This is a genomic window from Lentimicrobium sp. S6 (assembly GCF_013166635.1).
Lineage (GTDB): Bacteria > Bacteroidota > Bacteroidia > Bacteroidales > UBA12170 > UBA12170.
The window spans coordinates 16,987-34,293 of the sequence record NZ_JABKBZ010000042.1 but is presented as its reverse complement, the minus strand read 5'-3'; the positions used below and the strand labels follow the sequence as shown (position 1 = coordinate 34,293).

Annotated in this window: 8 protein-coding genes; all 8 read right to left on the bottom strand. The window is 35.7% G+C overall.

Features of this window, described 5'->3' with window-relative positions:
• Window positions 1–756 precede the first annotated feature (756 nt).
• A complete protein-coding gene (locus tag HNS40_RS13895; protein WP_172281831.1) occupies window positions 757–6,633 on the bottom strand; it encodes an alpha-2-macroglobulin in 5,877 nt (1,958 codons plus the stop codon).
• Window positions 6,634–6,744: 111 nt separating this feature from the next.
• Window positions 6,745–7,974: a hypothetical protein gene (locus HNS40_RS13890; RefSeq protein WP_172281829.1), complete on the bottom strand. Its 1,230-nt coding sequence runs from the start codon at window positions 7,972–7,974 to the stop codon at window positions 6,745–6,747.
• Window positions 7,975–8,088: 114 nt separating this feature from the next.
• Window positions 8,089–11,538 (bottom strand): C25 family cysteine peptidase, encoded by a 3,450-nt coding sequence (locus HNS40_RS13885; RefSeq protein ID WP_172281827.1) that lies wholly within the window; start codon window positions 11,536–11,538, stop codon window positions 8,089–8,091.
• Window positions 11,539–11,771: 233 nt separating this feature from the next.
• On the bottom strand, window positions 11,772–14,027 hold the full coding sequence (locus HNS40_RS13880) for a bifunctional (p)ppGpp synthetase/guanosine-3',5'-bis(diphosphate) 3'-pyrophosphohydrolase (RefSeq protein ID WP_172281825.1): 2,256 nt from the start codon (window positions 14,025–14,027) through the stop codon (window positions 11,772–11,774).
• Window positions 14,028–14,132: 105 nt separating this feature from the next.
• A complete protein-coding gene (gene rnpA, locus HNS40_RS13875; RefSeq protein WP_172281823.1) occupies window positions 14,133–14,519 on the bottom strand; it encodes a ribonuclease P protein component in 387 nt (128 codons plus the stop codon).
• Between the two features lie 16 nt (window positions 14,520–14,535).
• A complete protein-coding gene (locus HNS40_RS13870) occupies window positions 14,536–15,279 on the bottom strand; it encodes a uroporphyrinogen-III synthase (RefSeq protein ID WP_172281821.1) in 744 nt (247 codons plus the stop codon).
• A 33-nt stretch (window positions 15,280–15,312) separates the two neighbouring features.
• Entirely contained in the window at window positions 15,313–16,086 is a 774-nt protein-coding gene (locus HNS40_RS13865) for a DUF4271 domain-containing protein (protein ID WP_172281819.1), read from the bottom strand.
• 117 nt (window positions 16,087–16,203) lie between these two features.
• Window positions 16,204–17,106, bottom strand: coding sequence for a DUF3078 domain-containing protein (locus HNS40_RS13860; protein ID WP_172281817.1), 903 nt, complete (start codon window positions 17,104–17,106; stop codon window positions 16,204–16,206).
• Window positions 17,107–17,307: the final 201 nt, after the last annotated feature.

Sequence of the window (17,307 nt, the reverse complement as noted above, 5' to 3'; positions counted from 1 at the left end):
CAACCGACAGAGGAGGCTGGATTTCAAGCATCTTGCCTTTGAACCTGGAATTCATAAACTTGGATAAACTTAAGGGATCAAAGCCTTGAGTATAGCGAAAGGATTGAGGCCCTGATTTGCTTATTGGTAAGTCAAAAACACTTATTTACCAAACAATAGGCTTGGTCATATCGAAACTCAGGGCAGACTTATACTTTAGGTTCATGATTTAGAATCGACATATATTTTAATAAAGAGAAAATCTAACCACGGATTCCGCTAACCGAAGCGAAGCGAGCTCACTGAAAGTAATTTTCACAGATTATTTTAAATTTGTGTTAATCCGCGGATAAAATAAAAGTATGCGTTTGCCCTGTATCGAAACTGTCATTCTTTATTAACAAACCAACAGAAGGCTGTAAGCTCGGACGATGCTTCACCAATGCATCATTCAATATGAAATAATTATCCAGATCCAGGGACGCGATGCTTTACAACTATAGTTCGCCTAAAATCCTGAATACTAAAACAACTGTTTGCCCTCTCCTTTGCATACTTGGTGTAAACCTCTCTTTGCGGTCTTGGCGTGGGGTCTTCTAAGACCATAATCCCAAGAAAACAAAAAACTATCACTCTAAATACTCCGGGCTTTTTTTGACTATCTAGTTTCAGGGACGCTATCCTTTACAAGGCTATCATCCCTTAGCTATGCCTGACGAAAAAAAATCTAAAAAAATGCTCCAAACCAATAACTTTAAATTCTTTAGGCACTTTAATTTACTTTATTACTTCTACAAAACCACCCTCACTATGCCCGCCAAACTCCGGTGCATAGATAGACTGTACCTCTGCTGGGCCTAGATTGAGCTTTCCGCTAATAGTGGCATTTAATTCGTATTCTATCACAAATTTACCTTTGGGTAGGTGATAGATAAAATAGTCGGTGGCCACATCGCCAGGAGCTTGATAATAGGAAATAGAACCTTGCCAATGATAACCAGACAGTGGATTCTGATTTTCGAAGCCTGCGGGTAAATAATCGCGCAAGTGCACAAAATCCATAGCCTGCTTATTATTTAAAATCATGCGAACTACAATTCTGTCGCCCAATTCTATTTTGGCTCCATCTTCTAATGCTAATAGCTCGTTTTTCCCATCTTCTGTCTTGGCTACAAACACTTGCTTTTGCAATTCCACACCACCTTCATGGGCATCAATTTCCGACATCTTTTCGAAATACTGATCGTAGAAAGCTCCGAAAATCATTCCCTTACCTTCTTTTCTGATTTCAAATCCTTCTAGTGCTTTTGGAATCTCGTTTCCTCTCCAGGTGATTTTGAAATATCCAGTTCCGGCATTTCCATCTATCAGTTGTTCTTCACCATTTATTATAAGGTATACTTTTGGACTATTCGACAAAGCAGTACTTCCGTTTAGCATAGCGAAACAGGCCTGTGCAGTGGCTTTATTATCACCCCAATCGTTGGCACGCTTTTGCTGCAATAACCAAAGTTTCATGCCTTCTATCCATTGATCATCAGTCTTAGCTAAGCTAAATAGCGAAATCATCTCTGCTTGTTTTCTCACCGACTCGTAACGCTGGAAGTCTCTCCAATAGATTCCTCCATTTTCATCAGTCAAGGATATATCTTTAAGAGCGGCCATTAATTCATTAGCCTCCTCAAAACGACCATTATACCATAATATACGAGCCAATCCCATTTTCTGAGATAATGATTTCTGATGTTTCTTTTCCGTCATCTTATTGAGGAAATAATCGAATGCAATTTGCTTTTCTTTTAATGGATAAGACTCTATGAAATAAGCTCTAGCTGAAACCAAACCATGGGCAGAATATCCTGTTTTTTTATTCAAAGCTTTCTGATAATTGATTTCAATTTCATCATCTAAATACTTCACTAAGTTCTTAATCAGATTTTTTATGGCATATTCTTTTTCAGGATTAATAATCCCTGCTTCTAAAAGCTGACCAAGCCCAGCAGAAATTTCAGCCGAGATATAAGTACTTGTTGGCATTCCATCTATCCAAGAAAAACCACCATTCGACTTTTGCAGTTCTTGAAGCTTCATTAATGCAGACTCCAATTGATAATTCAAATTGTTCTCATCGAATAATCTAGCTATTTCTCTTTTTCTGAGGCTTTGGTTTTCGGCATTGAACACCCATGGAGTTTCTTCTATCATTACCTTTTTCAGCTCTGGGTTTTGGAATAATTCCGATTCTAATTCCTCTGGCGAAAGTTGTTGCCATTGCTTAAATACTTCTTGAATCTCAGGATTCGTTTTTACAATATCCGAAGCCATGGCATGGATAAAATAATAATTAAACCAAGACAAAGCATTGGGCTTTTGAGGCAAGGCATAATTGGGTAAAGCCTGAACCACATACCATAATGGGTTTGTGGTGATTTCTAGAGTCAATTCATCCTGATTTGGTCTTTCCACCTCTCTCAAAGATAGCTCCTCTGGCGTGATACTATTTTGTGTAGAAAGACAGAAAGGATAAGTATCAGTCAGGAAATGAAGCTGACTGAGTACTGGAAGAATATGCTCTTCACCATCGCTATGCGCTGGGCCTTGAGCCAATACCCTGATGATAACTGCACCTATTTCTTCTGGAACTAGAATACTCCAACTGACCTCTGCTTGTCCTTTTGCAGAAATACTCAAACTCTGCTCACTTACTTGTCCACTCACCAACATATTCAGTGGCTCTTTGGTAGCCGCATCTAAAATTTCTAACTCTGCATTTATAACTTGTTCCTCCTCTAAAAGATTTAAAATCTTAGTACTTAATGTCATTTGATCACCACCTCTTAAAAAGCGAGGAAGATTGGGCATCACCATTAATTCTTTCTGAGTCACTACTTCCTGAGTAAAATGACCTATTTCCATATCTTGAGTCGTTGCCATCACCATCAATTTCCATCTTGTTAAAGCTTCAGGGCTGACAAAATTTAATGAAACCTGTCCCGCCATATCTGTCTTTAATTGAGGATAGAAGAATGCCGTTTCCTCCAGGTTTTTTCTTGGTGTGACAGGTTTGGGTTCTGTTTTTGGGTTTTCTGGTTCTTCTTCAATTACCATATTTGTTATTGCCACGCTTCTAGGTTGTTCTGGAATTGCTTCTGAATCCATGTCAGCTTCCGCCTTCATACCATCCATCATTGGCATGGCACCTGCACCAGCCATTTTCGAATACATAATCCTGTTATTACGAGAAGAATTAGTGAAAGCCAGTTCTAAAGGACTAGGATTAGAAAATGAAGGATAGGATGGTGAATCATATCTATTTCTAGTTTCGGAGAAATAGCTACCTAAAGAACTCCAATTAAACGGATTATTCTTAGGGTGATAGGGCCATAAAGTCCAATTATTCTCCTGAAAAACATCTAAAGAAGCATCATACATGGCCGCTAAAACTTCGGCATCCACTTGCGCTCCATCTCTATTTCTGATTTTGAGCTTCCAATGCTCTTTAGTTCCAGGTTCCATGGGGCTTCTAAAGGTGATTAATTCCACTTTTAATTCTTTATTATCGAAAGGAATGCTGATGTTTTGAGAAACATCGTGAACTTGATTATTAGCCACAAAGAAAAGCTGTAAGCTCAAACCTCCTCTATAATTCTCTGTAATAGGAATACTTATATGATTCAATCCTTTAGAAACTTTATACCAAGAAGAAGTAATCATTTCGGAACCTGAGCTTAACTGATAATAGTATTGAGGATTCTTTACAGAAGACCCAAAGCTAAAATGCAATGTATCTCCAACTTTTGCATTTTGGTGATTCATTATATGGAAGAACTCTTCGGCTGAAGCCAATTTATTCTCTTTGGAAGAGAATATTTTAAAGGACGCCGTATCTTTCACTTCTATTCCATTTTTATCTACCGTACTTAAAGTCATTTTATAACTGCCAATTGGTAAAGACTGGAAAATGCTTTTAGGTATGATGGAATCTATTTCTGTTTGCAGGGTTTTCTCTAGAACTGTAGCTTCAATTTTCAAAGGAGCACGTTTTTGAGCAAATACAAAATCTTTATAATCCTTTTTCAACTTTTCAGGAGAAATGAGGAGGGTATCCACATTCACTTTCACTAAACGACTGAGTTTTTCCTTCGTAATCAGCTTTTCCAACTTAAAGTGGATTTGGCTATTGAGTTTTTTGCCATTTGGGGTTTCAGCCTTCACTTCCACATCTTTGGGATGTTCCAAATCCATCACCTCAGGTAAATTAGTGGAGATGAGTATGGATTGTTTACCCAGTCGGATATCCATACTAGCAGTATGAGTTTCACCACTTTCATCACTTACTTCTGCTGTGATTTGATAATTAAACCAAGGCAAGAACTCTATATCATAAGGAGCAAGCGCCAAGAAACTGATTTCAAATTCGCCTTGTTCATTGGTTGAAACTTCACCAGCGCTAATATCTAAATCCTCAATTTGCGGCCAAAAACCCCAGCGCCAAGGCATAAATACTGCACGACTGATTCTATACTTCACTTTTGCATTCTGAACACCAATACCAGCAAAATACGTTGCATTTCCCGACAAACTCACCTGATCGTTCAACTGAAATTCTACGCTTGGGCTTTCTAAATTCACTTCAAATTTAGGACGTTTATATTCCTCCATTTTAAAACTTACACTCCCCTTTCCATCAGAAATTCTCATATTTCCAGTTAATCCAGAAAGTGGTAAAACAAAACTACCTGCAACAGAACCAAATTCATTGGAAGTCACATTTATAGTTTGAATGACTTTGCCATTGGTGCTATATAACTTCACCTCTTTGCTTAGCTTAGCAATAGGCTCCACATCGTTTTTCTTTTGATTGGTGAAGATTCCCTTAAAATACACTTTTTGACCTGGGCGATAAATGGCTCGATCGGTAAAGAAGTAATGCTTTTCATTTTTTCGAGCATTTTCACGATAATCTCTTACATATACATTCCCGCTTTTCCATTCGTCTTGTCCTTTGGATATTATAAAGGTGATTTGCTTTCCATTCACATTCATATATTGGAAAGTTCCATCTTTTCCAGATGTGATAGTCTCTTCTAGTTTAGATAGATTGGTTCGTGTAGAATACTCCCATTGAGAAGAGTAAACTTCAACTTTTGCTTTATCTATTGGTTTTCCTGTTTCCCTATCTACTATCAAGAAATGCCCATCGTTTCCCCTACTGATGAGTTGTAACCCGGTCACCCAGAACTCCCCCATTCGAAGTTGGTCTTTTTCCAGATTAAAATCGGGACCCGTACTAGCAATAATAGCATAATGCCCCACTCCCAATTGAGGGAGTTCGAATAATGCTTTCTTCGCAGAAAGGTAGTTTTGAACAGTCAGAGCATAGTCAAATTCTGCTATCAATGGGGAATTCAAATATTTCGATATCTGATCTTCACCTCTGCTATTTCTTTCTATAATTTCGTCCTCAGATAATTGAATAATTTTAAACCAAGCCTGAGTCATATTTTGAAACGAAATAGTAGAAAATGCAGCTTGATTTGGAAGAATAACCCCATCCATAGAAATATTCAATTCTTTGGCTTGAAGACTAGTCAATACGCCTTTAAAATATTTGGAGTTCCTGTCTACCTCAATCATGGCTTGACAAATGGCCTCAGCTTTTCTTAAATCATATTCATTACCGGTATTCCATTTATACTGGTTTATCAATTCCTCAGCTAAAAATTCACTTCCTGCTTGTCCTTTATAATTCTCAAAAACATTGTTTAGCGTTTTTAATAAAAGGGATTCTTTATCATCAATTTGCCCATTGCTCTTTAGATATGCTATTCGCTGTGATTCTGCATATAGAAATGCATTTGGTGTTTTATTGCCTTGATGTTTTTTAATCAGTTTTTGAAATAATTGAATGGTTTTTACTTTAGCGCTTTTGGCTTCAAAATCATTAAATATCACATTTACAAACTGACTGTCATCTCCAAAAAGCATCACCTGATTCAAAATCACCAAATCCTCTTGAGCTGAGTTAGAAAACTCAGAGGCGGAATAAAAAGCGATGGCTTTCCAAGCCACAAAGTCAAATAGTGTGGGGAAGGTTTTGAAATCCTTTTCTTGATCCAGAAAAATCTCTTTCCAAGGTTCTGATGGTGACTTCATCAATAAACCTTCTTCGGCTAATGCTGCAGAAATCAATTTCTCTTTTTCCTCTCTAAAATTCTCCTGACTCCAAGCTTCTAGGTCTTTTGCCACTCGTCCACTCACATGCAAACGCCCACGAATATCCCATTGGTTTCGCTGATAATATTGCTGATACAAATCGCTTAAGGCGATGGATAAGAGTGCTTTCTCAATTCCATTACTAGCAGATAGAATCTCCTTAATTTCTCCAATTGATTTCTTTAGGGCCTCCTCTTCATAGGCTTGACGGAAATTACTTTTATAAATCAAGCTCTTGATTAGCTGTACAGAATTATCCTCTTTTTGAGCTTGAATAAATATGATCTGACATTGCTCTAATGCTTGAGCAGACAAGCCTTTTTTCTCTAAATCATTAATTTGTTTCCAACTTTTTTCAAAATCAAAAGTTTGAGCCATCATTGTATTTCCAATAAGAATACTTAGGCCTATGAATAGAATTTTCAGTGATTTCATCATGCGGATATTTATTTGAAAGGTGAAATTACAATTTTGATGCCAAAAAAATAAAATAAAAAAAATGCCCCCCCACAAATGAAGAGCCAAATCTATATATTTATCATTTAAATCTCAAAATCGATATCCTAAAAGAAAAATATTTTTATTCGTCCAGGAAGATAAATTCATATAATAGGAAATCCCTTGAGAAATCTGGTATCTATATTCCACTGAGAAGCTTTTCCACATTACACCTGCACCTAAGGCACCACCAAAACTCCAACTCCTTACATCCTCAATAGCCAGACCTTCTTTCACCGTATTATTAAACTTATTCTCGACTTTTGAATAATTAGTAGTCCCAATTACAAAGGAGTTTAACACCCCAACATTAGCAAATAAACTTACCTTTCCTACAGTTTGCTTATAACGGAACATATTGACTAGAATCAAATTTGAAGAACCAATTTCCACATACTCTTTAGAATACCTGTCTTCATAGCTATTATTAGTTTCATAGCTAGTATATGCTAGTTCATTATATAAGGAGACCTTTCCCTTACTCCTGCTAAAAATAATCTCAAAAAACCCACCAGCATAAATATTAGACGATTTAGGAAATGGCAAACGAGTTAATAATTCATTTGTTCCATCAAACTTAACTTGAGTAATACTTAAACCAGCGATGAGACCATAGGAAAAAGCAGGTTTTTCTGCCTTAGTTATTAAAGCAGGTTTGTTTTCTGTGCATTGCTTATAATAATTTTCAAACACCCTTTCTAAACTTTCTCTAGTATAGTTTGCTTTAGATATTGATGAGCCTAACTTTTTACATTCACTTAGATAATAAGTCAATTGTCCTCTAAATTTTGTGTTTTCAATAATGACATTTTTTTGATCTATTTCTTTTAAGAATCGTTTATAAGTGAGCAAAATAAAATCATTATCCATTTTAATATAAAAGTTTTCATATCCTAATTCGTCCTTTAAATAATACAAACTTTTTTCGCCTTGAAGGATAACTAACAAGAATACTTTTTGTTTATCAATTTTTAATTCTGAATCAAACTTTAGTGCTGAAGTTGATCTTGCAGAAATTTCCACTTCCACTTCCGCATTAACATATAACTCCTCATGAACTTTAAAGGACTTTATTTCACCTGTACTATATATAACTTCTTCGGAATCTTCAGAAGATTTAAATTTAAAATGATTAGGATTGGTATTCCAATTTCTATAATCAATGAAGCCAGCAATCGTATCACCCTGATTATCTATTATATATGCAGATTCAAAATTTTGTTGGGAATAGATACTAACCGAAATGAATACAGAGATAATAAAACTAAAATACTTTTTCATAATTGGGTTTTAGATTAAAAATAAATGTTCGCAAATATAAAACTACTTATGTATATAGCAAATAAAAAAATAGCCCTCCATAAATGAAGAGCTATTTCAATATATTTTATTGATTTACAATTTAATAAACTGAATGGTAGATACTTTGTTCTTACTCGTTAATACCAAAGTATAGGTACCTGAAGCTAATTCACTTAAGCTTAACTCTATTTGCTGTTCACCTACAGTATATGACTCACTAGAAATTTGGCTTGCTTTACCAAGAGGATCAATCAACTGAATACTGATCACTTGAGCTTCTAAATTTTCAAACTGTAAATAAGCGGTTTCCATCACTGGATTTGGATAAAAATCTAATGAGATTTCTTGTCCAAGTTGTGCTACATTATTAATCAAGCCTAAAGCAGGAAATACAATATAATCTACCCAAGCTTTATCGTCTCCATTTGAAGCAGAACCATCTTTAGTATAATTCCAAGAGAAACTATGAGAACCTGCCGTTATGAGATAAGCTTTTCTGGTCCAGGCTTCTTCGCCAGACCATTTGTCCATTTCGTTTTCATCGATTAAAAATCTAAGGAAATCATAATTGCCCTCGGAGGATACTTTATAATAGAAACTAATGCTATCATTATTTAAAACATCCACTTCGAGCATCATATCACTTGATTGATTATGAGAGATAGTTCCTGATCCTACACAATGATCTCCTTCATAGGGGTTTGTGGTAGTAATACTCCAAGGAGCATCTCCAGATGTTTCCCATTCATATTGGTCAAAACCTGCAGTTTCCCAATCTTCCACCTGTAATCCTATTGTGAAATAATAAGACATATAGGTGCCATATTCACCAGCATCCACATCCATCATTAGATGTGCAATATCACCAACTTGAGCACTTGCAGAAACTGAGATTTCAAAACTAAGCTCGGCTTCTTCGGCAGAAGCTAAGGCATCATGGCTTTGTGTTCCATTATTGATCGTTATAAAATCGCTATCGCTGGTCAATACATTATTAAGATTTGGCGATAATGAAGAACCTGTGTTAGCAACAGCTACACTAAAGATTACAGTTTCTCCTGGGTCAAGTCTTCCGTTATTGTTTCCGGCTTCATCGTTGAGGCTGAAAGATGTAATTTCGAAAGCAGGTGCATGGGCTATAATGGTCATTTGAGTTTCCCAAGTTCCATTATCACCAATAAATTCCAAATCAAAAACCACAGGAGTGCCATTTTCAATATCATTGGAAACAGTAATTTCAAATGCAGCTTCTAATTCTACAGTCGAATTACCAGCGATATCGCCAAATGTTGCTGAGGTATTATTGAGAGTAATATTATCATTAGAACAAGACATATTGGCTACAATACTCTCTGCAGCTATAGCACCTACATTTTCTAGACTCATGTTTAGCGAAACAGTTTCTCCATAATCTAACATTCCATTATTATTTCCAGAAGCATCCTCTATTTCGCAGCCAGCAAAAACCACATAGGCACCTTCGGCAGGAATGATTTGAACTTCGAAGGACTGAGGAAGTAAATTATAACCTGTTACCCAAAGTGTGGCAGCTCCTACATTGGTAAAAACAGGGTCTATTTCCATTTCTAGCATGCCTGTATCTGGGAAATCAGAAGTCCCATAAATATTGTCATCCATAATTAATGTTGCATTCATTGCATAAGGAACATCTCCAGACGCTGTTGAAACTTCAATATTAAATGTTTCTTGACCAATCGCAATTGTTGAAGGACTAGTAATATATACTTCTCTAGGCTCTGCAGTCCAGATACCCATAGCAGGATCCCCTAAAACATTACAATCGTAGAAACACCAACGGAGGGCTCCCTCTTCATGCTGACCTGCAGCGTTTACCCAAGGTGCTGTTTCAAATTTAGAAAGCATATGAGCCATTCCAATTCTATATTCACGCTCATGATAAAGTGCATTTACAAATTCTCGATGTATATGTGCCGATGGTCCTTCAGTTTGTCCTTCGTTAAACCAACCATAACGAGAGTTTCCTACGAAAGCAGCTGCAAAATTGTCAATTTTAACCATTTGTTCAGCTATACAATCGCTAGCATCGAAACTACCACAAATACAACCATGGGTATATATATTGGTGAATTGATTATCGACTCCATTGGCACCAGAGAAAGCGCTATTGGTGATATCACTGGTATAGTATTTCATTACGGTGTTCTCGTTGGCGTGTCCAACATGGTGAACAAAGTTTTTACCTTGGTTGATTTCGTTGGTAAGATCGGTAGAAGACCAAGTAGATTCCTCATCATATAATTTAGTAAAAGTATTAGTTGTAGGGATTCCTGTGGTTTCGTATCCATTTTCATTTTGATAACCAATCATCAATTCTAAATAATCAGATCCCCAAGTGATAGGATTATCATATAAATGTTCTCCAGCCATCATGGGATGTGCTAGGTTACCTAAAACAGGATTGCTTTGATAATTGGTGGTTTTATTGAGCATGCTAGCCAATTCAGTGGTATTGGAGAATGAAAAACGAGCTACGGCTACTTCTGGTAATAAATCATCTTCTCCAATCTCTCCCCATTTACCATCCCCATCAGCATTCCAGTTTCCATCTAAAGCAGAATAATACAAATCGGATGGGATGTTATCATCTTCATAAACAGAGGAAGACTGAACGGAGCAATAAAATCCACGATAAGGAATATGCTCCACATCACCACCAAGCATCACATAAGTTACATTATTTGCTATATATTCTTGAATGATATAGTTTCTGATTTTCTCTTGTGCATCTTGCCCATCCATTTCAGCTAGAACTTCTTCTTTGCTTTTTACTATAGTTTTCATTCCTCTGACAAGGTAATGATAAACCAAAGCATCAAACTCACTAACAAACTCCTCTGGAGTAATAATGAGATAATCGTAATCGGTAGATTTAGAGGAGGCTATTTGAGGATAAGTTTTCAAGCTTTCTGGATTCTCTATAAATTCCGAAACCAGCTGATTTTTGGTGGAGTTCAGGAGTTGAAGAGCAGCTTGAGCCTTTTCAGTACTTTTAGTTTTGATCACCAAGCTCACTTGTCGGTAGTAATTAATTTCTCCAGATTTGGCATGATAAACAAAAGGAGTATAATTTACAGTCCCTATTCCATGACCAGCCCAAAACTGAGTATTATGAGTTTGGTTTCCTATTATTGGATAGGCTTCATTTGATTGATAAATGTTTTCATCTTTTGCAAACTCACCCGATTTTCCTTTACTAATGGGCTGTGCATATTGCTTTGGCATTAACTGATAGTTTCCAGCCATGGTCACCAAATCATTACCAATAAATTCTACGGATTCTATTTCCTCACCTGGAGGTAATACGAAATTGGCTGCAAACCATGGCAATAATGGTTGTCCGATAACTGCAGTATTCAAAGCTCCATTAGCATCAATCATATAGTAATTACCTGAAGTGGCTCTTACTTGAAAATCATTAAAGAAATAGGTTTTCTCAATGGTTTCGGCATGAATTTGAATGGCAAGAAACAAAATCATGATAAAGGATAAAGTTTTTTTCATTTTAGGAATGTGTGTGTTTATAATAGCATACGATGCCTTTTTTGAGACATATATGTGACTCCCACAAAATTAGAAAAGTTGTTTATCCGATGAAATGATATTATTTATTTAGGGGTATTCTAAATAAAAGAGTACTTAGAGTTCGTTGAGTTCGTTGAGTTCGTTGAGTTGTAATGCACTACGGAGCTAATCTTCGAAAGACTCAGGGTCCTTTAGCTAGTGAGATAAAAAACCTAATGAAATTCCTGAATACTATCTATTCTTTCTACTTTTTCTACCCCTCGCAATTCCTTAATATTCCTCATGAGTTTGATGAGACTTTTGGTATCGTTAATATAAAGCGTAATGGTTCCGTCAGCATAATTGGCACTGGTGGTAAAGTGAATAGATCGCATATTGATACCATAATTATCAGAAATCACATTGGTGATATTACTCACCAAACCTTGAGAATCGGACCCTGTAATATGAATACCTGCTAGGAATCCTACTCGTTCACCAAAATTCCACTTGGCTTTAATAATTTGCTTTCCGTAAGTAGACATTAAACCTATAGCTTCAGGACAATTGGTTCTATGGATAGCAATGGGTTTCTTGTTAATATTAATCCCAATGACGTCATCTCCAGGAATAGGATTACAACAGTCAGCTATGATATACTTCAGGTCTTTCCCCTTGGCATTCTTATCGAGCATCAGCTTCTCAGGGTTCTTCTGAATAGCCTCAGTAATAGACTCCTCCAAAGTTTGTGGTCCGGTAGTTCTATTGGTCAAAAAGGAAGGAAGGACTCTTTGCCACAATGACTTTTCATTCTTTTGAAGACATTGCTTGATCTCTGCTTCTGCTACCTTTCCAGTAACAACGTTATGAAAGAAATTGAGTTTAGATTGGCAACCCAAGCACTTCATCAATTTTTGTAATGCTTCTTTATTATACTCTGCATTTTGGTTTTTAAATAAGCCTTCAATAATTTCTTCACCCTGTTTTCTATTGGCTTTCTTTAATTCCTTAAGAGAGTTTTTAATCTGATTTTTGGCTTTAGATGTAATCACCCAATCGAGCCAAGCTTCTTGGGGAGAATGGTTATCAGAACTAATAATCTTAACAATATCACCAGGCTTTAAATTATGGTTAAGAGCGGTGATTTTTCCGTTTACCTCAGCAGCCATACAGGTATTTCCCAAATCGGTATGAATTGCATAGGCGAAATCGATGGGTGTACTGTCCTGAGGTAACTTTTTCATATCTCCTCGTGGTGTAAAAACCATTATTTCTTTTGCAAAAAGGTTAAGCTTGAATTCCGACATAAAATCCATGGCATCTATGTCATTCTTTACTAACATCTCTCTCACTTTAGCCATCCACTCATCTAGACCACTTTCCACCTTATTCACATCCGATTTATACTTCCAATGGGCAGCATAACCTTTCTCGGCAATCTCGTCCATTCTCGTGGTTCTAATTTGAACCTCTACCCATTTTCCTGTTTTGCTCATCACTGTAGTGTGCAAGCTCTCATAACCATTTTCTTTGGGAGTGGAAATCCAATCCCGGAAGCGATCCTCATTTGGAAAATAATAGTCGGTGATAATAGAATAAACCATCAAGCAATCCTTCTTCTCATTTTCCGGTTTTGAATTGATGATGATTCTGATAGCAAAAATATCATAGATCTCACTAAAAGGAACTTTCTTGGTTTGCATCTTCTTCCAAATAGAAAAAGAGGATTTCTCTCGATCTAGAATTTTGTAATCGTATTTGGCCTTATTGAGTTCAATTTTAATAGGAGTTAAGAAGGTTTTAATAAACCTTTTTCTCTCATCCTCTGTCTCTTTCATGTTCTCCACAATCATATCGTAGGCCTGAGGATCAGTATACTTAAAAGAAAGATCTTCAAGTTCCGTCTTTAGAGCATATAAGCCTAACCTATGAGCTAAAGGAGCAAAAAGGTAATTGGTTTCGGATGCAATTTTCAGCTGCTTTTCATGAGGCATACTGTCCAATGTCCGCATATTATGCAAACGGTCGGCCATCTTAACCAAAATCACTCTGACATCTTCGGAAAGGGTAAGAATAAGTCTCTTAAAGTTCTCAGCTTGCTCCGATTCCACATTACTCTTACGCAACATACCTTTGATTTTGGTGAGGCCACTCACAATCATGGCTACTTTATCACCAAATAAGGCTTTAATATCTTCTATGGTATAATCGGTATCTTCTACCACATCGTGGAGGAGGGCACTCACGATGCTTTTGGTACCTAATCCCAATTGTTCTACGCAAATTAATGCCACATTTAGAGGATGCAAAATATAAGGCTCACCACTACGACGGCGCATTCCTTTATGCGCTTCGTTGGCAACATTAAAGGCTTTCCGGATAATTTTAGCATCGCTTTTATCATCTTTTTTGGTCAGTCGCATTCTTAAAATCCTGCGATAAAGCCTTAGTATTTCTTGTTTTTCTAGTTCCTCATCAATTATATACATATGCAGCGGTTTATGTAGTACACAAAGATAGCCAAAGATTCAAGAATTTGGTATGGTTGGTCATGGAAATATTTGTTAAGCAAAACTTACTTAAAAACAATTGATCTAGATTTTTTGCATCTTTTCAGTGAGGGAAGCAATCGCTATTTTAATTCTATCCTCCATCTGCTGATATTTTATATTTGGTTTTCCAACAAATATAAAGACTAACGCTAATTTCCTATCTTCCTTCAATAGAATTTCATGCAGTGGATGTTTATTTTTTCGATAGGTTTCCCTAAATAATCGCTTAATATGGTTTCTACCCACCGCAGTTTTTATTCGCTTTTTACTCACACTTATCATATACTGAGCAGGATGATTTTCATCTAAATCAACGACTTTATAAAGTATTTTAAATGGATAAGTGAACTCAGATTTACCTGACTCAAACAAAAGCCTGATCAGCTTCTTGCTTTTCAGGCTTTCAGTTATAGGCAATGTATTTTTCATGAAAACAAGTTTTCACTTATGAATTCTTTTGAATATACTCTTCAAGGGCCATTGTCATAGATGGTGCTGTTTTTGTAGGTGCTTTAATATCCAGTCTTAGGCCAGCATCTAGTACTGCTTGAGCAGTTGTTGGTCCAAAGCATGCAATGATAGTTTTTCCTTGCTCATAATTAGGGAAATTCTTATGCAACGAATTTACTCCTGTAGGGCTAAAGAAAACCAACATATCATAGCTATTGATATCTAGATCAGTTAAATCACTAGCTAATGTTTGATAAATTACAGCTTTACTAAATTTGAGCTTGTGTTCATCCATTATGCTAGGTAAATCTTGCTTATAGTCATCTGAGCAAGGCAATAGGAAGTTCTCGGATTTATGTTTTTGAATAATTTCAAAAACACCAGCAAAGTTTCCTCTCCCATAAAAAATCTTTCTCTTTCTATAGGTTACATATTTTTGAAGATAATAAGCAATTGCCTCAGAAACACAAAAGTATTTCATGGTATCTGGAATCTCCAATCGCATATCTTTTGCCATTCTAAAATAATGATCAATGGCATTTCTACTAGTAAAAATGACCGCAGTATGCTCTAAAAGATGAACTTTGTCTTTTCTAAAGTCTACAGCATTCACTCCTTCAATCGTAATGAATTTTCTAAAATCAATATTCACCTTGTGCTTTTTGGCCAAAAGGTAATAAGGCGATTTTTCGACATCAGCCGGCTTGGGCTGAGATATGAGTACATTTTTTATTTTCAAGGCGATTAATTTTTGTGTTAAACCTATATCTTCTTACTGATTATTTATAAGCCATTTACACGCCCACAGAATCGGTAAAATTTCGAGGCTGCAAAGGTATAAAAATATATATGATTTAGAAAATTGGCTTTGATTATATCCAATGATCACCCCCCTTAATAACCTAAAAAGCCAAAACAGAAGCAATATAGCAAGTGAGAACCAAAGAAAGAAAACCATTTGACTATAAACAAAAATCACGATAAATGGAAGCTGAAAAAGACCTGAAATACCAAGCATATATAGATGATCAGAAAAATAGGACTGGAAAGTCTTTCTGCTATTAAAGAGCAATGAGATTATTTTTTCTAAAAAAACTTTTAAAATAAATAAAACACTGATTATAAAGGCAAATACCAGAAATAAATAGTCTAAATCGAGCTGTAAATAATTAGGATTTATAAAGAAATAGACATAATAGGCATAAACAATTGATGAAATGGGTGTCAATATATAGCCTGTATTTTGGGTTAGTTTTTCAAAACTGACTTGATCGAGACTTTCTATCTTAAAAAGGCCTTTAAAGGCTTCAGAAAAATTAAAATTAAACAAAAATCGAACAACAATTAAATAAATCACAATCCCAAGAAAAGTTAAGCTGAGCCAATCAGTACTATAGGAACCTTCAACAGCTTTATTGAGATTTTGAGGAGTGATTTGTCCTTCAAAAGTATCAAAAACACTGATACTCTCTTGCGAAACACTATCAAGTGAATAAGCTAGAGAATCTTCAATAGACATAGTTAATATAGCAATGGAATCCTTCAATTATTATTTTTTTGCAAAATTATCAATTCTTCAATTAATGTGACTTAAGAGTGTAAATAAAAAAACGACTTTGGAAATGGTGTTCCAAAATCGTTTTTATCAGTACTTGAAATAAAATTAGAACTTAATCCCTAGTCCTAAACCAAACATTTCTTTAAACTGTGTTCTAGGCCCAAGTGGATTTCCACTTTTATCGTTAATCACAATGTTATCATCATAGATTAAGCCAGTAGTTAATTTCGCAGATAACCAAGAGTTCACAGCCATATCGATAATGACGTCCCATCTTACGATAATATTTTCTGGCTTATATAAATAATCACTAAATAGTTCAAGTGTAGTTTCAAGATTAACATTTTTAGCAATATCCTTTTTAAATGCAGCTTTAAGATTAAATCCAAACTGTGTCTTCATCATTTCACCATCTTTAATTTTCATCCCAGCCGTATCATATTCTGCTGCAGTAACACCATAAGCCCCTTCATCCGCTAAGCGCTGGTCGTTAACAACTACAAACTGAACTGTTGCAGGGCTCATAAAAACAGTAAAGTACTCCACTGGCTTATAGGTAAAACCAGGACCAAATCCTATATAACCAGGAGCCATAAACTTAGAAACATATACCGAGTCATTATCTCCATCGAAACCTTCAGCAAACTGAGTTTTGATAAAAGCATTAAAACTGGCATCCCAATTTTTACAAATTTTATACCCATATAATGAGCTCAAATCAATTTTATCTTCAGTCTTTTTATAATCGTCTTGTAAATATTGAAGACCATAACCCATGATAAATTTGTTTTTCCAAGAGCTCCTACCATCATCATAAGTAACATCATAATTAAAAAGAGTAACTCCAGAAACAGAGTTATCACCCCCGGCAGCCCAATTTGTGAAATTCACTTGATTAAAATTAACAGAAAAGTCACCACCGCGTGTCCATTTACTTGTAGTATCATTTTGAGCAAAAAGAGACAAGCTCAAAATTGATAAAATAATAATTGAATAAAATTTTCTCATTTCGATTTTCATTTGAAAGATTTATGGTTATGCCTCCTAACAAGGAAGCGAAAGGAAATGGAGTTTAAATAAAATTGATGCATATTCACAAATCCAAATAACCAGTTTTTTGATATAATTTTGTTTTTCGTGGCAAAAATAAACATTTTGAGTTCCTAAGCTTTGTTTTGTGCAATTTTCCTTACCATTTTGGAAAAAACA